This window comes from Cyanobacteria bacterium GSL.Bin1 (assembly GCA_009909085.1).
Taxonomy (GTDB): Bacteria; Cyanobacteriota; Cyanobacteriia; order Cyanobacteriales; family Rubidibacteraceae; genus Halothece.
The window spans coordinates 1-21,979 of the sequence record JAAANX010000075.1 but is presented as its reverse complement, the minus strand read 5'-3'; the positions used below and the strand labels follow the sequence as shown (position 1 = coordinate 21,979).

Sequence of the window (21,979 nt, the reverse complement as noted above, 5' to 3'; positions counted from 1 at the left end):
GACATTGTAAATTTTAGGTTAAATTGATTAAGGAACGACCAGTGCTAGTTTATTGAGAACAACTTAGTTTGCCATTCCGATTGAATGGGGCTGAGATTATGATTGGAACAACAGAAACTAGCGATCATATTCTAGCTTACTTAAGAAGATGACCCCAATTGCACTCTATCGAGAAGAACGGACATCGTCGTCGGTCAGTTGGGAAATGATGGGTTGAGGAGAGACAAGGGGGACAAGGGAGACAAGATATTGCCTGTTCACTGTTCCCTAGCGCGTTTTATTCCCACTCTTGAAAGCGGGCTCGCCAGGTTTGAAACGTAGAAATCATCCGATCGCGCTGAGACTCAAAACTGGCAGCGATCGCGATGAGAACAATTCCGGCTACTAGCGCGATCGCCCATTTCGCAAACGGATAAGCCTGAGAAAAACTAAGTACTTGCTCACCGCCAGTGAGAAGAAGGGTGGCTGTACCAATCAGGAGAAACGCCCGCACTTGTAAGGCAATCCCTGCCAAAAGGAGAGTTAACCCCATTAAGGTGGGTGCCAAACCCAGTTCAGAATGATAGAACAAAGCCGTACCACTCATGATCCCAGTGGCGAACAACCGTAACCAGTGGCGGGCAGCGCGTCTGTTTGCTGACTGAAGCATCGGATCGACACTGGCGATATAGAGCAACGGTAACCCAATTAAGACAGCATACCAAAGGGGATCTTCCTGTTGGAAGCGAGCTAAGAGTTGGGCGATTCCCCAAGCCACTAATCCCAGGCTGCCATAACTCCAACGGATTTGCCGGGTGCGCCAGGCAATGCGTCCGTAAAATCCGGCAATCACGAAGAGATTAAACCACTCAATGTCAACCGCAGTTGCAACTACTCTGACTGCTGGCAGCGCGATCGCGATCCGGTGCCAAGGGGTTAGATTCCAGCCCCAACTGCCCCAGGGTAACTGTAAGAGAATCAATGCAAGTAAACAAGCAAGAGCGGCGGTCCAGGGGTCTAAAACAGCTAACTCTTCCCAAAGCTGGCGGCTATAAACCGTGACACCGAGCAATTGCACCAGTCCCACATACACCCACCAATCCGAGCGGATCGTGCGATGATCACTGCTAGAACGCTGCGCTTGTTCCCGTCCTTGAATCACAGCGTAGATGCCCAGGATGAGGCTTACGGCAATGCCCAGGGGAACCTGTTTCGGATCCGATTCTGTGGCCAAGCCAATGGCAGCAATTCGCAGCACACTTCCTCCCAGCCAGTGGAGATGGGCAGCCTGGCGGAGGGTTGGCACCCTTAATCCTAAAATCTGATCGCGCGATCGCGCCCAATAAGCGAGACTCCGTTGCACGAGAGCAAGACCTGCAGCTACAGCCGCAAGAAGCGTTAACGTATCGGTCATTAACCCACTCTCGCTCTGGATGATGGCGTAAATCATCAACTCATAGCAACCAACAGAGACGGCGACCAGAGCAATCTGGGAGAAAATTGCCCAATTTTCGCGACGTCTCCCCACCCCAAACCCCACGATTGCTGCGCCTAAAATTAACCCGCCGGTTGCTGCTGTGAAGTGTCCGTAACGCGCCACGACGCCAACACTGGCTAGAAATAAGGGAAAAAGTTCAATACTCCCTAAGCGGGAAACAGGATTCCCTCGGCGACGCCATTGGGCAGTCACAACCAGAGCAGCTAATCCCAGGATGAGATGGCTTGTGGCAAAGGCCAACCAATCGCCTTGGGCAAGATGAATGATAGCAGTGATGACTAACTCACTGGTCAACCACCCCGCAGTGAACCAAGCATTGGCAACGGGACGATTCTGGCGAGTTTGGTAACCTTGCACCAGGACATAAGCAGTGAGGATGAGACTATTCCCCAGATTGAGATAGGAGAGCGAACTAGCAATTGCTGAGGAAATCAAGGTTGCAATAACGGCAAAGCATCCGGCTAGCCCCCAGTGGCAATGAGCAATCCGTTTCAATTCCCCAAGGGATAACCCAAGTATGGTCTCTCGGGCTTGCCGATGTAAAAAGCTAGCGCCACTGCGATACATCAGAGCAAGGGTAAGCGTTACTGTAACTAGCAGGGACAATAGATTGAAGAGACTTTGGGGAAATGAGATAGGTGGAAAGGGGAAAATGGCTAATTCATAACTGCCAAGGAGAATGCCAACCAGCGCCAGATAAGAAATTCCTTTCCAGGTTTGGCGGTGACTGCCGACAAATAAGGCAATGATCGCTGCTGCGAGAGTGAGTAACCCCGTATAGGCAGTAAAAGTATTAAGACGACTCATCATTGCTACCCCAGCAAACCCTAAGGGGGCAATTTCGAGACTGGTTGTCATCCACTGAGTCGGCAGCCGATAATAACTGACCAGAGCTAGCAATCCTAAACCGAGATTAACCATTGCCAAATGGAAGAGCGTTCCGCCTGCCAAATGCAAGCTTTCAATTGCAGTTAACTCAATGGCGATCAGAACACCATAGCCGGTGATGGCTCTCGGGGCTTGCCAATAGCGAGTTGTCAAAGCCAGGGTAGTGAGACTGGCTGCTAAGGGATACTGCCAAAACGATTGCCCGGCTACTCCCCTCATCTCATGCAGCGCGATCGCGCTGAGCACACCAATACAAACCATGATTCCCCAATTATTCGTTGCCCGAGCATACAGTAGGGCAGTCCGCTTGCGCTGCCGCGCCAGGATAGCGGTTGCTGACCAAAGGATAATCAACGCGATCGCGCTCCAAACCGTCCATCCGGGCCACTGTAGTTGTTCCCAAAAAGGCGATGCCCCTAGAGCGAGGGCAGCTCCCACCGGCAGCATCATTACCGGAACACTGGGAAAATAACGGGCGTTGATCACCAGTAATCCGGTGGCAACACTCCAACCCAGCAAGCGCGTCCACAGGGAAGAGAGCAACAATCCTTGTGCCAGGAAAGCAGCCATGATTGCGGATCTTGCAGCTATTTTTTGCCGTCCTTCCTCTTGGTAATTCGCGGTTAAGGTCAAGGTAATGGGCGCGATCAACCATAAAATCCGCCAAAGGGTTCCGGCATCACTCTGCCCCAACAACACAAAACTCCAGCCCGCAAACCAAAAGCCAAAGTACCAACCGCTGCGTTGTGCCACTTGTCGCAGGAGAGAGTAAGCCCTAGAAGCTGCTTGCGTGCTCACCCACCACTCTCCCACCATCGCTACGAGGAAGAAACTACCCCACTGTTGCTGGCTTAAAGTCGGAAAGATCCAATCAACGCTCGAAATCACCGCCAGCCAGAGGACAATGCGAGTCAAATAAATGAGAGTGACGCGGGCGCGATTCGCAATAATGATTGTTAGGGTGAGGCTATAAAACAATAACGTCAGCGATCGCGTGCTGGGAGAGACCGCAGCAATCACCGTTAAAATGGCACCCACTCCCAACACCAACCCTTCGCCCCACCGAGCCAATTGAGGCTGTTCAACCTGATCCAACCACCTCACCAGCCCCAGGAAAATAATCAAATAAGGGAAAAGTCCCAGACTCGGTAGCAGCCAAGGCGGACCGGTTTCTAAGCTCAAGCTACTTTCGAGAAATCCCACCCATTGGGAGCGAGTGCTAATTGGAAGCAATTGCCACAGCAACCCCCAGCCCTGAAAGCCCACTGCGAAAAGGGCAAGCAAGTGCCAGCGCCGCCAAAACTGCCGCAGCCGTCGCCACAAGAACTCTAAAGCAAAAGCAGTTGCTACCCCCGCGGGCCAAGGAAACGGCTCTCCCCAGCCTAATCCCCAAGCCACGAGCAGCAGTGCTGCCCCAATACGTTCCATTACTTTCGATACTAGCGATTCTGGATCGGCTCGGTTAATGGTAAACAACCACCCACAAATAGCAATTGCCAAATCCAAGGCAGTCAGCGGCAGACCCACCCCCCCAATTGCTCGTCCTAATAAAAGGGCAACCGCATACACGCTGAAGGTAAAACGCTGCTGCGCTGGTCGCGCTAAGAGAATGATTACCACCGTACTCGCGATCGCGCCGAGATGAACGGCTACGATTGGCCAATGATCAATGGTCCATCCCCAATGCAGATAACTGGTTCCTAAAAAAGTGATACCGAGAGGGAAGGGTTGCTGAGTGTCCCAAAGCAGCCAAAGACTCAAGGTGATTGCTGCTAGCGCAATGATTAGCCAAGAGAAAGGGTTTTCCCAGCCAATCAGCGTATCCATAGCCCAGAAATTGATCGGGATCAGTAGAGTAGTAATCGTTTGTAAAGCACTGGCGGTCAAGCGCGATCGCGGCTGTCTAGCAAGCCAAGTGCCGATGCCGCCAAAACTCAGGGTATAAGCCCATAACACCAGATATTGCGCGACGGGAGAAAAATATTCCCACTGCGTCGCAGCCAAACCGCCCGATGCAACCAAAACGGCAAACACGCCCAAAAATAATAACCAGCGGACACTGAGTTCCTCGCGAAAAGCGTTCCAAGCTCGCGAGAGGAAATTGTCTACTTTTTCTTCTGTCGTGAGTGAGGGCGCTGGTGGGAGAGAGAGCTGAGGTGGAGGGAGCGGTTCCGGTTGTTGGGCGATGACTGGCTCGGGAATCTGGCAACTTAATCGCAAGCGGGCTAATTGTCTCACCTGATTGTCATCAATTAAACCCAGCTGCAGTAACGCCTCTAAGCCGGCTAGTAATTCCGGTCGCGAAAGATCGGCTTTGAGGCGAATTTGCAGGGTTTGGCGATCGCGCGGGGAGGTCATGTTGTCTAATCAATCGGAGGCATTAATCTTGAAAAAACTCGACTAATAAATCTTTGTGCATGAGAGCGCGATCGCGCTGGGATTGAATTTGATCTGGGGTTAACCCTTCCCCATTGGCATAATGCTCTAACCAGGCTTTAGTAATCATATTTGGATCATCGGGAATATTTGACACTTCCCAACCGGGGATATCAAATTCGGTCATGAGCTGACTAATTTTAGGATCATAACTCAAGGCGAAACACCGGCATTCTTCTGCTGCGGCCATAATTAAACTGTGGTAGCGCATCCCAATTGCCATTTCGACTCCGTGAAATAGTCGTTTCAGGCGAGTGGGGGTTTCCCCGCTAATCACTGCTTTCGGATCGGGAAGTTGACCGGCGATTTCCTCCGCCAGAGATTGGTCTTGCGGTTGAAAGGGAACCAGTAAAATGCAAGTCTCTGTTGCTTTTTGAAAAGAAACCAGAGCGGTGGTTAGCGCTTTAATTTTCGGGCGAGTCAGTTGCGGATGTTGTCGTAACGTTACTGCCACCCGGGGGGCTGGAAGTTCCCAAAGTTTCGGAAACGATTCACTTTCTAGAGCCCATACCGGATCCGGGGCCAGGAGGGGAGATAAGCCCCAAGTACTTAATAATTCGACAGAAGCGCGATCGCGCACACTAATTTTGTCACATCCGATTAAGGCTTTGCGGGCGAGCCAACGGGCAAAAGCGGATTTTAAGGGTCCCACTCCTTGTGCCCACGCGATGGTTTGCAATCCTCGCTGCTGCGCTAACGCCATTAATCCGGCATAATAGATGGGACTGCGTAAACTGGTCACATCTTGCATTAAACTACCCCCACCCCAGATGAAATAGTCGCCTTTTTGCAGCGCTTTTAAAATTGGAAAAGCCGAGCGATTGGGGATAGCAGGAACTTGTAAATTGTCTTTGGTTTTTTGCGGCGCTGCCGATAAGACCACCGGTTGGATTCGGGCAGGGAGCATTTGCAGCAACGTCATCAGGAGAGCATCATCCCCGACGTTATCCTGACCGTAATAGCCACAAAGAATTGCTGTTTTGGCACTGGGCTTTTGTTGCATGGGAACGTTTCTGACCTGCGATTAAACGTTAAAATTTCTTAATAATGATGTCTTTTGCCGACTAAGGAAACGATGAGCGTACGGACTGATACCCTTTGGGAACAATTTTTGAAACCGATTGTTAGCAATTTGATCGATAGTGAACAGCTGAAACAATTAAAAGAAAGCATCGATTGGGAGCGAGAGCGCGATCGCATTGCTAACCCTAACCTAGAATATCCGAATTACTACCAATCGCAAAATTTTCACGGTGTAAGCGGGGGCTACCTCACTGCCGATGCCGCTGTTACCTACGATCCCATCACCCGCTATTTCGTTCCGCCCCATGAAACTTGGGTTCGAGAAGATGCCGTGAAGTTAGTGCAAGGACAACCGCAACGCATCCTCGATTTAGGATGTGGTACGGGGTCAACTACTGTTTTACTGCAACAAGCTTTTCCCAATGCCCAAGTGATTGGTTTAGATCTCTCCCCTTATATGTTGATTATGGCAGAACGGAAAGGGCAAGCCCAACAGCTACCGATTCAATGGCGTCATGGCAAAGCAGAAGAGACTGGATTGGAAGGAGAAACGTTTGATCTCGTCACTGCCTCACTTTTATTCCATGAAACCCCAGTTAGCATTAGTCAAGCAATTCTCCGGGAAGCTTTTCGTCTCCTCAAAGGCGGGGGACAGTTTTTACTCTTAGATGGCAATCAAGAAACCCTACGTCATTCTGAATGGTTAACCAATATTTTTGAAGAACCCTATATTCAAGCGTATGCTCAGGGAAATGTAGAAGTGTGGCTAGAAAATACTGGCTTTGTTGCCCGAGAGACCCATACCATTTGGGGCGTCCATCAAGTCAATATCGGACGAAAACCGCAACCGGTTGCTACTCCTTCTCCTGTCACGGTTGAAGAAAATGAAGATATGCCGGCAACGGCACCTGCTTAAAGATGACTTTGAAAGCTGTATTATTCGATTTTAACGGCGTAATTATTAACGACGAGTCCCTTCATCAAAGCTTGATTGAAGAGATTTTGTTAGGGGAAAACTTACGTCCCGATGCCCAAGAACATAATGAACTTTGTTTGGGGCGCAGCGATCGCGCTTGTCTAGCTGCCATTTTAGAGCGTCGCGGTCGGGTTGTGAGTGAGGAGTATTTAGAAAAACTCTTGGCGCAAAAAGCCCAGAAATATCAAGAGTCTCTAGAGGCAGCAGACAATTTGCCGATTTATCAAGGGGTGGAAGCGTTTATTCGCGACTTATGGGGAGCGGGTTTAGTCCTCGGATTAGTCACCGGCGCACGTCGAGACAATGTTGAATATGTTTTAGATCGCCTTAAAATTCGGGAAGCCTTTGCTGTTGTCTTAACTAGCGACGACATCACCCAAAGTAAACCCGACCCACAAGGTTACTTAACCGCCGTCGAAAAATTAAACGAACAGTACTCTGACTTAAATCTAACCCCGGAGCAATGTATCGTCATTGAAGATACGCCCAGTGGGATTGAAGCCGGAAAACGAGCGCAGATGCAGGTGGTTGGCGTCGCCAATACTTATCCGTTTCATATGTTGCAACGGCAAGCCAACTGGACGGTGGACTATTTGCAAGAACTGGAACTCGAACGGGTGAAGCAACAACTGGCAGATGTTAAGATCGGTAACTGATTGGGGAATTAGCTCAGCTGGTAGAGCGCTGCGATCGCACCGCAGAGGTCAGGGGTTCGAGTCCCCTATTCTCCATTACTTGTCGTACAGTAACTAATTATTTGTTGCTGGTAACAGATTAGTGTCGCTGATTTTGACTCCTGCATAGTTAATAATACGATCTGATATTTCATTAAGCATGATCTACCGCGCGATTAATAACACTATTCTATTATCAAGGTTCAGAAAAAGATAAGAATTTGATAAGCGCACGTTTGTCAAAACATTTAGCATTCTCAGGAGCTTTATCAGGAGGTGGTGAAATCAACAAAAGGATTAACCAGCGTTAATTGATTATTGATCTTTTGCCCGGCTTGAAGGTCTTCACTATAAAGATAATCACATTCCATCTCAAGAGCACTGGCAATAATTAAGCTGTCAAAGTAACTGTATTGATATCTTTCAGCGATCGCGAGAGCATTTTGGATAGTAGTGGTGGAGACAATCGCTACTTTAAGCTGTTGGGTTAGTTCCTCAACCACAGCTTCAATTTGAGCATAATCGAGTTGAAATTTGCGCCGTAAGGTGTTGATGGTTTCATTCAGAACTTGGGTACTAATCCAAGGCGTTCCCGCTTGCAGAGATTGAACGGCACATTGTTGTTTGTCAGGTTCATCTTCAGAATATCCATAGATAATGATATTGGTATCGAGAAAAATGTTAACGGGCATTCGCCTCTTCTCGATTAAACTTAAACCCTTTAGTCTTGAGAGAAATTGCCTGAAAAGGTGAGGTTTGACTGGGCTGGACTAATTCTTCTACTGGTTCAGAATCATCTAAAACCAGGACGCGGATCGTTTTCCCTTCCCATTGGCTGGCATATTCAGGGGGGAGTGTAACTATTCCATTTTGGAGAATTGTTTTAAATTCAATAGCTTGCATGGTTGAGTTTGATGGTAATTTCGTTGGAAACCTAACAGAAGCTAATTTAACGGAACTTCGGAAAAGGGGAAAAAGAAAACTGTTGCTGTGAGAGAATTTCAGCCATTTTTCAGTCGCATCTACTGGGTACATTATCATGGAATCCGCTTTGAGAGGGAGTTTGAGACGCGATCCCCGTAGGACGGTGGCTTTGCCACATTGTGGTTCCCCTTCATATAGCGTTGGATGAACTCTGGGAACTCAGTATTTAAAATATCGATTTTACAAGGGTTTCGGCTCGTGTTTCTTGAAAGCGCCCTAGGGGCGCGATCGCACCCATTATGAATGAAAGAAACAGATTTCCCAGAAAACTTCACTACAGACTGCCTTAGCTTCTTTAGAAAAAGGCACTTGACTTAGGTTTTGAATTAGTGGCTCAACCCCAGTAACCAATGGTGTTTCTCGAGAGAGAGTTATGCTAGGAAACGTGTGCTGTTTTCTCCTTTGCTGTGGAAATTTCTAATTCTAGAGGGAGTAGCTCAAGTACCTGGTGATATTTTGCTAGCAACTCTTTTTGATCTCGTGCATCAATATGAACGTGGGCTAGGTCATAGCTGTAGCTATCTTGCTCGATTAACTCGGAAAGTAGCATCCCTCCACGCACAATCAGATCAATTTCTACACCAGGAACCTGTTCCTGTACTTTCTTGATTTCTTCTTTTGTTGGAACTTTGGTGACATAGGCATTCTCAAAGCGACGGACATGGAACTTGGCAGCACAGCCGTATTCCCCTTGACGGCGTGGGAAATTGGGTTGGCGTCCCAGTGCTAGCTCCAAAGCAATTTGATGATTAGAAACACCATCTACCATCTGAAACATCACGCTATGAGACTGGGAAATGCGAGGATTGATTTCCAGAATCATTAAGTGTTCGTGGCGAGGGTCATAAAAATATTCAATGTTGAATGCCCCGTTATCATAACCAATATGTTTCATCAGACGCTGAGATGATCTCATCATTTCCTCTTTCACGCGTTTGGGTAAACGTGAAGGATATTGATAACGGAAAAATGAGGAACGACCGGGGTAGTTGATGGAATCAATAATACCGTGGGTATGAACTTCTCCCTGATAGACATGTCCTTCAATCGTGCATTGGTGTCCTGTCATTAACGCTTCAACAATACAGTGATAGCCATCGACAGTTGCTACTTCAGGCGGTAACTTTACGTGAGCCAAAAGCTGATTGAACGGACGAGCAATGTGTATAATCTCCTCCCGAATTTGGGACAGAGCATGATCAAAATCTTTACGATTGCAAACTTTGAAAGCTAGTAAAGAATCTGTACCTTTAATCGGCTTTAGCCAAAATGGGTAATCTAGTTTGATACTAGCCAACGGATCATCAGCAAACGGATTGATTGCACCGAAAGCCGGTGTATGTTCTGGCACTACAGCGTGCTGTTCCAGACGACTCCAGAACTTATGGTCACATTTCATTTCCGCTTCGACTGAAGGGGCTGGCAGCCCATGATTAGCACATAGCAGTGGTACCATGGAAGTCACTGGAAAATCCCAGTAACCTATAATGGCATCGATTGAACCGGAAAAATGTTGTAACTGCTCCTCTGCCTGCTCCAATAATTCATCAAAGGGAGGGTAATGACCCCCACCTTTCACTTCGTCAAAAGTAAGCAGATTATGAAAATTAAACTCCTCTGCGCCGGGAATATGTTTCAACTGCTGGCAATTGAACGCATCGGCGCCAACAACGAAGACATTCTTAGACATAGTTGATCTCTATTACGTGAATTAATTGCTTATTGGCTCACACTATGCTCCTAAGTCTTCAGTTTATCGATGTTAGGTACCTCAATCTAGTTTTACTTTACGAATATTCACTTTGTAACAAAGAATATGCAAAAAATTCCGTAGACTTTCCAATGAGAACGCACTACCTAATTAAGGCTTCGGTCTTCGGAATAACTTAAGTGTTGACCGTGTTCAAATGTAATCGGTGAGGGAGTTAAAAAAAGCATACTGGAAAGTTGATGCTTGGTTTTTCTGCTCCCTCTTGTAAAGTCTGGCTTAATTTCCAGGAATGTTGTAACCAATCCCAAGTAATAACCCGAATTCTGTATCATCATTAACAAAGCCAACATTTAGACCGGCATTGGCTGTAAATTGGCGAGAAATCGGGATATCTACCCCGGCTGTGACTAACCCGCCTAAATCATCTTCAGAGTCTTCATCCGTGGTGAAGAAAACGCCCCCACCAACATAAGGAGTTAAGCTAAACGAGCGTTCAGCAACGCTTAAGCCTTGAGCGGTAAAGTCGTAAGTGACAGGTACTAAAATGACAGCATTTTCCCCAATAATTGCGCCGGGGCGGAAGGAAATATCAGGGGTAATTTTAATTCTGCCATTAATTGCAAATTCAGTGTCACCTAGAGCGGTGTCACCATCAAACCCAACGTTTAACCCCACCCCTAGATAATTGGGATTAACGGCTCGACGACGAATGGTTCTCTGACGACGGCGGAGTTGCGTAAGTGTTTCGTCTTTTTGCGGGGGATTGGCTTCCTGCTGAGAGGAATGGCTTTCTTGTGCTAATACACTCGCATTTGTGGTGACTGTAGCTGGAGTTGGAGGTTTTGCCTCTGCAGCGATCGCGTTCAGACTCCAAGCAAGGGGAGATAATAGTAAGGCTAGAGAAAAAGATTTAGCTGAAATCATAAGTTTAACTATGCTAGTTGCTAATTTTTGAAGACAATTCCTGAATACTTCTCGAAAATCGAGTTATCTTCACCTAATTTAACATCTAGCCCTGAATAAGATTCTTTACAATTATTGACAATCAGGAATAGAGGAGCCACGGTCAAAGCACGCGATCGCGCTAACGAAAAATGAGCCTGATCCGGCTGTGAGTCTCAGGCTAATTGCGATTTAATGATGACATAACAAAAGCCAATTGGTGTGCTTTAAAAAATAATTCTTCTCACATCAAAAGCAGTTTTTAGACCGAAAAATAGTAATTCCCCCAACTGAAATCAAGTTAGGGGAATTAAGTGGATTAAACCTTTAAATTTTCAGTAATGCGTCTCATCGCTTCATTGACATTTTCTCGGCTATTGAAGGCGGAAATTCGGAAATAGCCTTCTCCGGCCGCACCAAAGCCAGAACCAGGGGTACCGACAATATGGGCTGAATATAATAACTTATCAAATAAGTCCCAACTCGAAAGTCCTGCTGGAGCTTTGACCCAAATGTAAGGGGCATGGATGCCACCATAGACGGTTAAACCGGCAGCAGTGAGTTTGTCACGGATAATTTGAGCATTTTCTAAGTAGAAGTTGATCAAACCTTTGACTTCGGCTTGACCTTGTTCGGAATAAACTGCTTCTGCACCGCGTTGGACAATATAGGAGACGCCATTAAATTTCGTGGAATGGCGGCGATTCCAAAGTTGCCACAATTGCACCTCTGATCCGTCTGAGGCTTGGGTTTTTAGATTTTTGGGAACGACCGTCAAGGCGCAGCGCGTGCCAGTAAATCCGGCATTTTTCGAGAAAGAGCGAAACTCGATCGCGCAATTTTTTGCCCCTTCCACTTCGTAAATGGAGTGGGGAAGACTGGGGTCAGTAATATAGGCTTCGTAAGCGGCATCAAATAAAATGAGCGCATTCACGGCATTGGCATAATCTACCCAGGCTTGTAAATGTTCTTTAGTGGCGACAGCACCGGTGGGATTATTAGGAAAGCACAAGTAAATTAAATCGATGTCTTGATCCGTGGGAATTTTTGCCGTAAAGTTATTTTCAGCAGTAATGGGAATGTAGGTTAGCCCTTCATACTTGCCCTCTTCATTCGCCGGTCCTGTATGTCCTGCCATGACATTGGTATCCACATAAACCGGATAAACGGGGTCGGTTACCGCAATAGTATTCTTTTCGCTCAGAATATCTAAAATGTTCCCTGTGTCACATTTTGAGCCATCGGAGATAAAAATTTCATCGGCAGAAATGTCACAACCGCGACTTTGGTAGTCGTGAGTGGCAATTTTTTCCCGTAACCAGGCAAACCCTTGTTCCGGTCCATACCCTTGGAAGGTGGCGCGATCGCGCATTTCATCCACTGCCTTTGCCATGGCATCACAACAGGCTTGGGGTAAGGGTTCAGTCACATCGCCAATCCCCAGTTTAATGATTTGCGCATCGGGGTTGGCTTCAGCAAAGGTATTCACACGACGGGCAATTTCCGGGAAGAGATAACCCGCTTTCAGTTTGAGGTAGTTTTCGTTAATTTTGACCATAGGTGTAATTAAGAGCAATCAAGTTTTGGCATTCTAGCAAACTGTAGAAGCATTCTCTAGACAGTATTTCGTTGTCTAGTGGACAACAAATGACTAATGACTAATGACCAATGACTAATAATCAACGCCACGCCTCAACTCAACCCCATCATAGACATAGTGTTTATGACAGACCATTTCGGAATAGACACTAGCGAGATCAAAGAAGGGATGGCGATTGAAGCAACGTCCCGTAATAATGACTTGTGTCCCATCCGGTTTTGCCGATAAGGCTTTGACAACTGGTTCTGCGGACAATAATTCCAAGTCAACTGTGGGATTTAATTCATCGAGGATAATGGTTTTATAGGTACCCGACTCAATCGCGTCAAGGGCAATATTCCAACCGCGTTCGGCTTCTTCATAATCTTCCGGTTGCTGTTTTCCCCGCCAGACAATGGCATCGCGACCACAACGGATATGGTCAATCAGTTTCGGATAACTAGCTTTCAACGCCGCGATCGCCGCATCTTCGGTGTAGCCCGTTCCCCCTTTCAGCCATTGCACAATCAACACTCGATGGGATTGGTCTTGATCAATCCCTCGTCCAATCGCCAGTAAAGCCTTACCCAAGGCACTGGTGGATTTTCCCTTGCCATCTCCGGTGTAAATTTCAATCCCTTCTAACGCCGCATCCGTAGCAGCATGAGGCTTCATTTCCGAGTGGAGGTTAGCAACGTCTAAAATAGATTGAGGGGCAGCGCGACCGGTAACAATCATTTCTAAGGGTTGAGGCTTATTTTTGAGGGTCTCTACCACCTCTGCTTCCGCAAGGAGTCCTAAATCTAAAACCGGATTCAGTTCATCGAGGACAACAATGGAATAGAGTCCTGACGCGATCGCGCCTTTGGCAATATTCCAACCGCGGATGGCTTCTTGTTCATCAAAGGGCGTAATCTCATCCCTACCGAAATATTCAGCGCGTCCGGTGCGCACTTGGTCAATCAGATGGGGAAAGCCTTTTTGCAGAGCAGCGATCGCCGCATCTTCATCATAAACCCGTTCGGTTCCTTTCAGAAATCGCAGTAACAGCACCCGATTTGTGCTTCGGGAGTGAATTCCTAGACCAATGGAACGTAAGACCACGCCCAAAGCCGCCTGAGATTTCCCTTTTCCTTCTCCGTCATAAACATGAATTTGTCCCACTTCGCGTTCCGCCATTTCCTGTGCCGTGCGAATTCCGATCCCATCTCTACTCATTTTTCCTAACTCAAGCCATTACAGTATCAATATTCAGACCTCTATTTTGACATTTTCCCCGCCCCGGAGGGACGGGAATTCCTGCTACGCAGTTACTGGTTCAGTGACACCGCTTACTAAATCAGATTTCTCATCATCAGCAGAGGCGGGAGTCTCCCCAGTCGTTTGAGGTTTCCCTCCAGTTCCCCAATGCCCTTGGGTACTGTTGTTTGTCCATTCCCTTCCCAATCCTTCCATACCACGCTTGAGAATATTCAACGCGGCGTTGGTGTCGCGACAGGTTTCCATTCCACAGTTTGGACACTTATGAGTCCTAGTGCTTAAAGATTTCTTAACTCTATGTCCACAGTGATGACAGTCTTGGCTAGTGAACGCGGGGTTAACTGCGACGACGGCTTTTCCAAAAACCTTTCCGTAGTAGTCTAGGAAACTTGTGAATTGACTCCATGCAGCATCAGAAATGGATTTAGCCAGATTATGGTTCTTAACTAGGTTGGCTACTCTTAAATCCTCATAAGCCACGACATCGCTAGATGCTACTAACGCTTGGGCTTGTTTAATTACCCAATCTTTACGCTGGCGTTGGATTTTAAGGTGCTGTTTCCCTAGTTGCTGACGTGCTTTGTGGTAGTTGGTCCCGTGCTTTTTACCAGGTCGATGCCTTTTACTCAAACGACGTTGGAGTTTCTTAAGTCTGCCTTCGGACTTTCTAAGAAACTGAGGATAGATGATTGGGTTATCATTTTTGGTCTTTAATAAAATACTTAAGACCAAGATCAATCCCAACCACTTCACCGGTATAAGTTCCTTCTTCCACTCGTTCAACATCTAGACAAAACTGAGCGTAGTAGCCGTCAGCACGACGAATTACTCTCACACGATTAATCTTGCTTCGGAGGATGTCTTCTCTTGCTTGTCCATTACAGTATAAAGAGAAAGTTCCCCCCCCAAAACCGTCTGTGAAAGTTAGATAGTAGCCGTCTTCTGATAGTTTCCAGCCACTGGTTTTGTATTCGACCGAGCGGCTATGCTTCTTAAACTTGGGATAGCCAACAGGTTTAACTCCGTTGCGACAATTCTCATAGAAGCGTTTAACTGCCTGCCAAGCACGGTCGGCGTGAGCCTGTCGAGCCATACTATTCAGTTTCCTAGCAAAAGAAAACTCAGTAGCCAAATTTTTGCACAGAGCATGCATCTTAGCCCTAGTACAATTCTCGGCATCCATCCACAAACGCAGGCACTTATTTCTGATGAACTGTCCCGTACGGATCGCTTCATCAAGGGCTTGGTATTGCTCTAGTGTGCCCTTTTTGAGTTTGGCTTCCCTGACTAACATGGCTCGACCCGACCGAAAACAGATACGTCAATCTTACCCCAAAAATAACTGGGTAAAGTCGCCCTAAAGGGCGAGGCTTTAGACTCAAAGATTGCGGTGAGCACGAGTCTTTTTCCTCGCGACGATCAATAATAAAGCTCAATCTAGGAATTTAATCATCAGTGGCTTAGAGTCTAGTCATCCGTCCGTTTTGAAATAATAGGTTGAGGTGGGATAGGGAAGACAAGGAAGACAAGGGGATAAGGGAGAAAAGATCACTACACTCATCCCTCACGACAAAATTGATAGCCCACTAGGAAACACGCAACAGGCTTCAAGCCGAGATCCGAACGGCATAAGTTTCACTTAAGATGGTTGTTATAGTGTGCTGCGATCTAACTTTACAAAACCCGTTATGGTGACTCTCCAACTTCAGCAACTCGACATTCCCCTTGGTCAACGATTATTGCTTCGAGATATTAATTGGCATGAGTTTGAAGCGATTCTAACCGAACTGGGAGAACATCGTGCCACCCGCATTGCATACTATCAAGGAATTTTAGAAATCAGGATGCCTACCCCAGAACATGAGGTTGATCAAGAACTAATTAGCGATCTGATTAAAATCCTGTTAGAAGAATTAGAAATAGACTGCGAATGCTTTGGTTCCACTACATTTAAGCAAAAAACGATGGGTAGTGGCATTGAACCAGACCAGTGTTTTTACATTCAGAATCATTGGCAAATGCGTGGGAAACGTCGCGTTGATCTCACGATTGATCCACCGCCAGATTTAGCTTTGGAAATTGATGTTACCTCAAAAACCCAACTTGATGCCTATGTAGCACTAGGGGTTAGGGAATTATGGATTTATGACGGTGGCGAACTAAAACTGTATGTTTTGCAATCTGACCAATATCAACTCGTTTCTACGAGTCCAACCTTTTCCCAGCTACCGCTTCCCAATCTCGTCAAAGAACTCTTGGAAAAAAGTCGAAAATTAGGTAGAAGTCCAGCCCTCAAAGCGTTACGCAAAAAAATTCAACAAAGGAACGACTCAGCCGATCTCAATCTCTGATGAAGCCTTTTCTGGAATTTATGCAACCTCTCATGACTCCCAAATTCGCCCCCACTGCCCTGCAGGTGGCGTTGATGATTGGCACCCTTTTACTTGCGATTAATCATGGTGCTGCGTTAGTACAGGGAAAGATGACCCGTAGTCGTTGGGCGTCTGACTTAGTTAGTTCCCTATGGTGTGAATATTCGCGGACAGCTAGCAGCTAGTCGGAAACGTGACACTAGCTCTTTTGAGTAGTGACTAGCTTCCAAGAGAGGGAGACAAGGAGAGGGGGGAAGGAGGAAATCATTTTTAGGTTAGAACTGTCACGCTGATCGGTGAAGACGTGGAGAGGGGGAGACAAGGAGAATCTTTGATCCCGTGTTGCCTATTGTTCCCGAATGACCAATGACGAATGACCAATGACTAACTTTGCAATTTAGAAAATTTTACAAAGTTTGTTTTCAAAATCTATCTTTTGGCACACAATTCCGTATAAATTGCAAAAGATAGAGGGGAGATCCCTTAGACTCCATAAAATTTATAAATTTTTTTTGACTGACGCGAAGAAGACAATATCCTTGGGAGAACACATGAACATTGTAGTTGTCGGTTTAAGCCACAAAACTGCCCCAGTGGCGGTGCGAGAAAAATTAAGTATTCAAGATCATGCGATTGAAGGCGCGATCGCGCACTTGTGTCAACTGCCTCACATTGAGGAGATTTCGATCCTCAGCACTTGCAATCGTTTAGAAATTTATGCCGTCATCACTGATGCCGAACAAGGGGTTCACGAAATTACTCAGTTCCTTTCCGAACGCAGTGCTTACCCCATCTCTCAACTGCGACGCCATCTGTTTATCCTCCTCCATCAAGATGCCCTGCGTCATCTGATGCGAGTGGCAGCAGGATTAGACAGCTTAGTGTTAGGGGAAGGACAAATTCTGTCTCAGGTCAAACACGCCCACAAACTAGCGCAAAAGCATCAAGGTATTGGCAGATTGCTCGATCGACTCTTCAAACAAGCCCTCTCGGCTGGCAAACGAGTGCGCAGTAATACGAATTTAGGAACGGGTGCGATGTCCATTAGTTCTGCTGCAGTCGAACTTGCTCAAAGGAAAGTAGATAATTTAGAAAGTTACCACTGCACAATTATTGGTGCGGGAAAAATGGCACGGTTATTAGTGCAACATCTCATCGCCAAAGGGGCGACCAACATTGCCATTGTGAATCGGTCTCCAAAACGGGCGGCAGATCTGGCCCAACAATTTACTGAGGTGGAACTGCAACTGCATCCCCTTGAAGAAATGATGACGGTAATTAGTGAATCTCACCTCGTCTTTACGAGTACCGCAGCCAGTGAACCAATTTTAGATCGTGCGAAATTAGAACAACATCTCGACCCCGAACGTCGCCTCTTACTGTTTGACATTTCTGTTCCCCTCAACATTGCCAGTGATGTTAAAGAATTAGAACATTTGCATAGTTACAATGTGGACGACTTGAAACAAGTGGTGGCAAAAAATACCGCGAGTCGTCGGCAAATGGCGCAAGAAGCCGAAGCATTGCTAGATGAAGAAGTCGAATCGTTTGAAGTGTGGTGGCGTTCCCTCGAAACCGTTCCCACCATTAGCTGTCTGCGGGAAAAAGTGGAAACCATCCGCGAACAAGAATTAGAAAAAGCCCTCTCTCGTCTCGGAACTGAGTTTGCAGAAAAACATCAAGAAGTGATTGAAGCCCTCACTCGCGGGATTGTCAATAAAATTCTCCACGAACCGATGGTAGAACTCCGGGCACAACAAGATATTGAAATGCGTCGTCGTACTGTGCAGTCTCTGCAACGGTTGTTCAATCTTGATCCCGAAGAACAATACGGTTAAATTGAGTGGTTGGAATTATTAAAGTTGGCGTCCCCTACCGATTTCGGATTACTATTTGGTAGGGGCTTTTTCTTTTCAGAAGGTAAAGTTTCCCGAAAAGATTTTTTGCTCGCGCGGTTGACGCCTATGATTCCCAAGCAACTGACTCTTTCCAATTTTCTCAGTTATCAACAAGCAACCTTAGACTTTAACGGACTGCATACCGCTTGTATTTGTGGGGCAAATGGTGCCGGAAAATCCTCGCTTCTCGAAGCCATCACTTGGGCATTATGGGGAAAGACGCGCACCGCTTCTGATGAAGATGTGATTAATTCTAGCGCTCAAGAAGTACAGGTGGACTTTCGCTTTCAATGTAATGGGGATACTTATCGCATTTTGCGTCGTCGTCGCCGAGGACAAAGTGCATCTTTAGAACTGCAAGTTCAACACAATCATCAATTTCAATCGTTAACTGCAAAAGGGGTTAAAGCGACACAAAAGCAAATTAATGATTTACTGAAATTAGACTATGATACCTTCATTAATTCAGCATACTTACGTCAAGGACGTGCCGATGAATTTATGCTGCGTTCTCCTACAGAACGGAAGAAAGTCCTCGCCGAATTATTAAAACTGGATCAATATCAAACGTTATCGGAAGAAGCGAAAGATATTTCCCGAAAATTGAAAGGACAAAGCGAACAGTTAGAACAAAGTTTAGCCCCAACGGAAAAAGAGTTAGCCCAAAAAAAGACCATTGAGGAATCTTTAGCAACCGTTGAAGCCAATTATCAACAGTTACAAGCAACTTACGAAAGCGATCAAGCAGAACTACAAAAGTTACAAACTTTAGATTACCAAAGGCAAGCCAAGCAGCAACAAATCGACTGGTATAACCAACAGCATCAAACTCTTAATGAAGAGTGCAAAAAACTCCAACAGCAGCAAGAAAAACTTCAGCGAAATCTCTCTGAACTGACGCAACTGTTAGAACAAGAATCAGAAATTAATCAAGCGTACCAAACTTATCTCGATCTGCAAAAAGAACAAGAAACGCTCTCTCAAAAGTTTCAAATTTATCAAGATTTAAATCAAAGGTATCAACAGCTTAAAGAACAGCAACAACAGAAAATTAATGAATTTAAACTCCAGCAACAACGCCTAGACAGTGAATTAGAAAACTTACAAACCCAAGAAGCAGCTGCCCAAAAAATTCTCCAGCAAGCCGATGACATTAATCAAGCAGTAACCAAACTCAATGCAGCCCGTGAACGCCTCAAAGAACTGGATCAACTGCAACAAGAAGTTTCTCCATTAATGCAACGCCGTCAAACGCTACAATTAGAAATTGACCGCGAAGCAGAACGAAGAAAAGCCCGTTTAGAACAAATTGAAACCAACCAACAAGAATTACAGCAAGAATTAGCCCAATTTCCAGTACGAGAAGCAGAATATAATTCCATTCAAGAAAAGTTGGATCAGCTTAAGAAAAAGCAGAATTATTCCCAACGTTTGCAAGAAAAACGACAACAGCAACAAGAAGTGCAAGCGAGACTGCAGCAAACAGAAAAAACTTATGAAAAACAGTTAGAAGATTTAGTTAAAAAATTAGAATTATTGCAAAATCCAGAAGCGAGTTGCCCCTTGTGTGAACGCCCCCTTGATGAAGAACATAAGCAACGGGTTACGGATAAAACCCAACAAGAGTATCAAGCGATTGAAACCGAAAAAGCAACAATTTGGGAAGATTTAGCGAAATCAAAGCGCGAATTGGATCAATATGTCCAAGAATATGAAGCAATCAGCCAAGAATTAGCCGAATATGATCAGTTAGTCTCTCGCAGTGGACAACTAGAATCTTACTTTGATGAGGTGTGCGATCTCCATGAAAAAATCTCAAATTTTAATCGGGAAAAACGAGAAATTCAAGTTGTATTAGAACAACAAACTTATGCAGAAGAGTATCAAATTGAATTACAAAACTTAGAACAGCGCTTAACCGAGATTAATTACGATGAAAAGACGCACGCGATCGCGCGAGAAAAGGTGGATAATTTACGCTACGCAGATCGTAAAGCCGAACAACTGGCAGACGCCAGAAAAGAAGTAGAAAAGATTAACCAGCGCCAACCCGAGTTAGAACAATCTCGAAATGAAATCCAAGAAAAAATAGCAGAAACCGAAACCAGTTTTAGGGAAGAACTGCAAAGGATTGAACAAGAAATCGAAGAGTTAGGCTATACGCGATCGCGCCATACTGAAGTCATTAATCAAGTGCAAGCAGCACAAAATAGTCAACTAAAATATCAGCAACTGCAACAAGCTAAAGTAGAGTTCCCGAACAAACAGCAAGAATTAACTGAACTAAACGACCGTCTCCAGAATCGAGAAAAAGAGAAAACCGAATCTCAGCAGCAACTTGATACTTTAAATGAAGAAATCAAAACGATTAGCGATGTTCGCACTGAAATTAAACACTTAGAACAGAAAACGCAGCAACACCGTCAACAGCTAGATAGTTACTTATCGGAAAAAGGCAAACTAGAACAACGACTGCATTATCTTGAGGAATTAAAAACCAAATATCAAAACTCTAAAGAACAACTCAAAACCCTCAAGCGGAAAGAAGCTGTTTATAAAGAACTCTCGCAAGCCTTTGGTAAAAATGGCATTCAAGCCTTAATGATTGAAAATGTTTTACCGCAACTCGAAGCCCAAACCAATCAAATTCTTAGCCGTTTAACCGGAAACCAATTGCATGTTCAATTCCTTACCCAAAAAGCCGGAAAAGGACGATCCAAAAAGCAAACCAAACTCATTGATACCCTCGATATTATTATCGCTGATGCTCATGGAACTAGGGCGTATGAAACTTATTCCGGTGGAGAAGGCTTTCGCATTAATTTTGCGATTCGTCTCGCCTTAGCCAAACTGTTAGCGCAACGGGCGGGAACCGCTTTACAATTACTCATTGTAGATGAAGGGTTTGGAACCCAAGATAACCAAGGTTGTGAACGTTTAATTGCAGCTATCAACGCGATCGCGCCTGACTTTTGTTGTATTCTTGCCGTCACGCATATGCCTCAGTTTAAAGAAGCCTTCCAGCACCGCATTGAAGTAACGAAAACAGTTCAAGGATCGCAAATTACCGTTTCTTCATAGAAAAGCATTACCTTTGCTTGATATCTCTAAGATTAAGTTGATACAATGTATATACTGAGGGGATAAAATTCATAAACCATGACTACATCAATTAAAAAATGGGGAAATAGCCTTGCGGTAAGGATTCCACAAGCAATCGCGCAACAAGCTCACCTTGAAGAAGGATCTAATGTTTCTTTCAGCATTTCTGAAGAAGGATTGATTGTCCTCATTCCACAGCACAAGAAGAAATATACCTTAGATGAATTACTTGAAGGTGTCACGCCCGAAGATTTTGAAGGGGAATTTGACTGGGGAGATCCCGTGGGTGAGGAAATTTGGTAACCAGTCATGTATATTCCTGCTCGTGGTGACTTTGTTCATCTTAACCTTAACCCTCGCACAGGACGCGAGCAATCTGGAAAGCGTTTTGCGCTTGTTATGTCTCCTCAAGAATTTAATTGCATTTCTTCTCTTGCTTTCGTTTGTCCGATCACCAGTAAAGTCAAAGGATTTCCTTTTGAAGTCAAGATTGTCAATAATCCAGGGCGGATTTATGGTGTGGTTTTAGTTCATCATCTCCGAAGCATTAGACATCTCCATAATAGCAATAACATGGTAAGATTGAAACAAAATTTGTGTGGTGTGCGATGAAATATACTTGGAGTTACATTCAAAAAAATCCAAAGCAAGTTAAAC

15 protein-coding genes, 1 tRNA gene and 1 pseudogene are annotated in these 21,979 nt (G+C 45.6%); 8 read left to right on the top strand and 9 right to left on the bottom strand.

What is annotated here, in order from left to right; translation table 11 throughout:
- Positions 1–277: 277 nt before the first annotated feature.
- Entirely contained in the window at positions 278–4,723 is a 4,446-nt protein-coding gene (locus GVY04_09370; GenBank protein NBD16334.1) for a hypothetical protein, read from the bottom strand.
- A gap of 22 nt (positions 4,724–4,745) precedes the next feature.
- Entirely contained in the window at positions 4,746–5,804 is a 1,059-nt protein-coding gene (gene csaB / locus GVY04_09365) for a polysaccharide pyruvyl transferase CsaB (GenBank protein ID NBD16333.1), read from the bottom strand.
- Positions 5,805–5,876: 72 nt separating this feature from the next.
- On the opposite strand from csaB, the gene GVY04_09360 reads away from it, so the two are divergent.
- From GVY04_09360 to GVY04_09350, 3 genes are all read left to right on the top strand, one after another.
- A complete protein-coding gene (locus GVY04_09360) occupies positions 5,877–6,740 on the top strand; it encodes a methyltransferase domain-containing protein (GenBank protein NBD16332.1) in 864 nt (287 codons plus the stop codon).
- A gap of 2 nt (positions 6,741–6,742) precedes the next feature.
- Positions 6,743–7,456, top strand: a complete 714-nt coding sequence (locus GVY04_09355; GenBank protein ID NBD16331.1) for an HAD-IA family hydrolase — start codon at positions 6,743–6,745, stop codon at positions 7,454–7,456.
- 2 nt (positions 7,457–7,458) lie between these two features.
- Positions 7,459–7,531: transfer RNA gene (locus GVY04_09350), tRNA-Ala, on the top strand.
- A gap of 212 nt (positions 7,532–7,743) precedes the next feature.
- On the opposite strand, the gene GVY04_09345 is transcribed toward GVY04_09350, so the two are convergent.
- The 7 genes and pseudogenes from GVY04_09345 to tnpB form a co-directional block, all read right to left on the bottom strand.
- Positions 7,744–8,166, bottom strand: coding sequence for a PIN domain-containing protein (locus tag GVY04_09345; protein NBD16330.1), 423 nt, complete (start codon positions 8,164–8,166; stop codon positions 7,744–7,746).
- Positions 8,156–8,377 carry a hypothetical protein gene (locus tag GVY04_09340; GenBank protein ID NBD16329.1) on the bottom strand — a complete coding sequence of 74 codons (222 nt, stop codon included), beginning with the start codon at positions 8,375–8,377 and terminating at the stop codon, positions 8,156–8,158. The genes GVY04_09345 and GVY04_09340 overlap by 11 nt, the downstream gene beginning before the upstream one ends.
- Positions 8,378–8,834: 457 nt before the next feature.
- A complete protein-coding gene (locus GVY04_09335; GenBank protein NBD16328.1) occupies positions 8,835–10,148 on the bottom strand; it encodes an ATP-grasp domain-containing protein in 1,314 nt (437 codons plus the stop codon).
- Positions 10,149–10,445: 297 nt separating this feature from the next.
- A complete protein-coding gene (locus GVY04_09330; protein NBD16327.1) occupies positions 10,446–11,093 on the bottom strand; it encodes a hypothetical protein in 648 nt (215 codons plus the stop codon).
- A gap of 337 nt (positions 11,094–11,430) precedes the next feature.
- Positions 11,431–12,669, bottom strand: coding sequence for an LL-diaminopimelate aminotransferase (locus GVY04_09325; GenBank protein ID NBD16326.1), 1,239 nt, complete (start codon positions 12,667–12,669; stop codon positions 11,431–11,433).
- Between the two features lie 114 nt (positions 12,670–12,783).
- A complete protein-coding gene (locus GVY04_09320) occupies positions 12,784–13,908 on the bottom strand; it encodes a cob(I)yrinic acid a,c-diamide adenosyltransferase (protein NBD16325.1) in 1,125 nt (374 codons plus the stop codon).
- An 84-nt stretch (positions 13,909–13,992) separates the two neighbouring features.
- Positions 13,993–15,244: pseudogene (gene tnpB, locus GVY04_09315) on the bottom strand (IS200/IS605 family element transposase accessory protein TnpB).
- A gap of 394 nt (positions 15,245–15,638) precedes the next feature.
- On the opposite strand from tnpB, the gene GVY04_09310 reads away from it, so the two are divergent.
- From GVY04_09310 to GVY04_09290, 5 genes are all read left to right on the top strand, one after another.
- Positions 15,639–16,301 (top strand): Uma2 family endonuclease, encoded by a 663-nt coding sequence (locus GVY04_09310; GenBank protein NBD16324.1) that lies wholly within the window; start codon positions 15,639–15,641, stop codon positions 16,299–16,301.
- 572 nt (positions 16,302–16,873) lie between these two features.
- Entirely contained in the window at positions 16,874–18,160 is a 1,287-nt protein-coding gene (locus GVY04_09305) for a glutamyl-tRNA reductase (protein NBD16323.1), read from the top strand.
- A gap of 126 nt (positions 18,161–18,286) precedes the next feature.
- Positions 18,287–21,301, top strand: coding sequence for an exonuclease subunit SbcC (gene sbcC, locus GVY04_09300; GenBank protein ID NBD16322.1), 3,015 nt, complete (start codon positions 18,287–18,289; stop codon positions 21,299–21,301).
- 78 nt (positions 21,302–21,379) lie between these two features.
- Entirely contained in the window at positions 21,380–21,625 is a 246-nt protein-coding gene (locus GVY04_09295) for an AbrB/MazE/SpoVT family DNA-binding domain-containing protein (protein ID NBD16321.1), read from the top strand.
- Positions 21,626–21,631: 6 nt separating this feature from the next.
- Positions 21,632–21,934 (top strand): mRNA-degrading endonuclease, encoded by a 303-nt coding sequence (locus tag GVY04_09290; protein ID NBD16320.1) that lies wholly within the window; start codon positions 21,632–21,634, stop codon positions 21,932–21,934.
- Positions 21,935–21,979: the final 45 nt, after the last annotated feature.

What these genes read in the sequence shown, in the direction of transcription:
- GVY04_09370 (NBD16334.1), bottom strand. Translation starts at nt 4,723, where the DNA reads ATGACCTCCCCGCGCGATCGCCAAACCCTGCAAATTCGCCTCAAAGCC.
- csaB (NBD16333.1), bottom strand. Translation starts at nt 5,804, where the DNA reads ATGCAACAAAAGCCCAGTGCCAAAACAGCAATTCTTTGTGGCTATTAC.
- GVY04_09360 (NBD16332.1), top strand. Translation starts at nt 5,877, where the DNA reads ATGAGCGTACGGACTGATACCCTTTGGGAACAATTTTTGAAACCGATT.
- GVY04_09355 (NBD16331.1), top strand. Translation starts at nt 6,743, where the DNA reads ATGACTTTGAAAGCTGTATTATTCGATTTTAACGGCGTAATTATTAAC.
- GVY04_09345 (NBD16330.1), bottom strand. Translation starts at nt 8,166, where the DNA reads ATGCCCGTTAACATTTTTCTCGATACCAATATCATTATCTATGGATAT.
- GVY04_09340 (NBD16329.1), bottom strand. Translation starts at nt 8,377, where the DNA reads ATGCAAGCTATTGAATTTAAAACAATTCTCCAAAATGGAATAGTTACA.
- GVY04_09335 (NBD16328.1), bottom strand. Translation starts at nt 10,148, where the DNA reads ATGTCTAAGAATGTCTTCGTTGTTGGCGCCGATGCGTTCAATTGCCAG.
- GVY04_09330 (NBD16327.1), bottom strand. Translation starts at nt 11,093, where the DNA reads ATGATTTCAGCTAAATCTTTTTCTCTAGCCTTACTATTATCTCCCCTT.
- GVY04_09325 (NBD16326.1), bottom strand. Translation starts at nt 12,669, where the DNA reads ATGGTCAAAATTAACGAAAACTACCTCAAACTGAAAGCGGGTTATCTC.
- GVY04_09320 (NBD16325.1), bottom strand. Translation starts at nt 13,908, where the DNA reads ATGAGTAGAGATGGGATCGGAATTCGCACGGCACAGGAAATGGCGGAA.
- GVY04_09310 (NBD16324.1), top strand. Translation starts at nt 15,639, where the DNA reads ATGGTGACTCTCCAACTTCAGCAACTCGACATTCCCCTTGGTCAACGA.
- GVY04_09305 (NBD16323.1), top strand. Translation starts at nt 16,874, where the DNA reads ATGAACATTGTAGTTGTCGGTTTAAGCCACAAAACTGCCCCAGTGGCG.
- sbcC (NBD16322.1), top strand. Translation starts at nt 18,287, where the DNA reads ATGATTCCCAAGCAACTGACTCTTTCCAATTTTCTCAGTTATCAACAA.
- GVY04_09295 (NBD16321.1), top strand. Translation starts at nt 21,380, where the DNA reads ATGACTACATCAATTAAAAAATGGGGAAATAGCCTTGCGGTAAGGATT.
- GVY04_09290 (NBD16320.1), top strand. Translation starts at nt 21,632, where the DNA reads ATGTATATTCCTGCTCGTGGTGACTTTGTTCATCTTAACCTTAACCCT.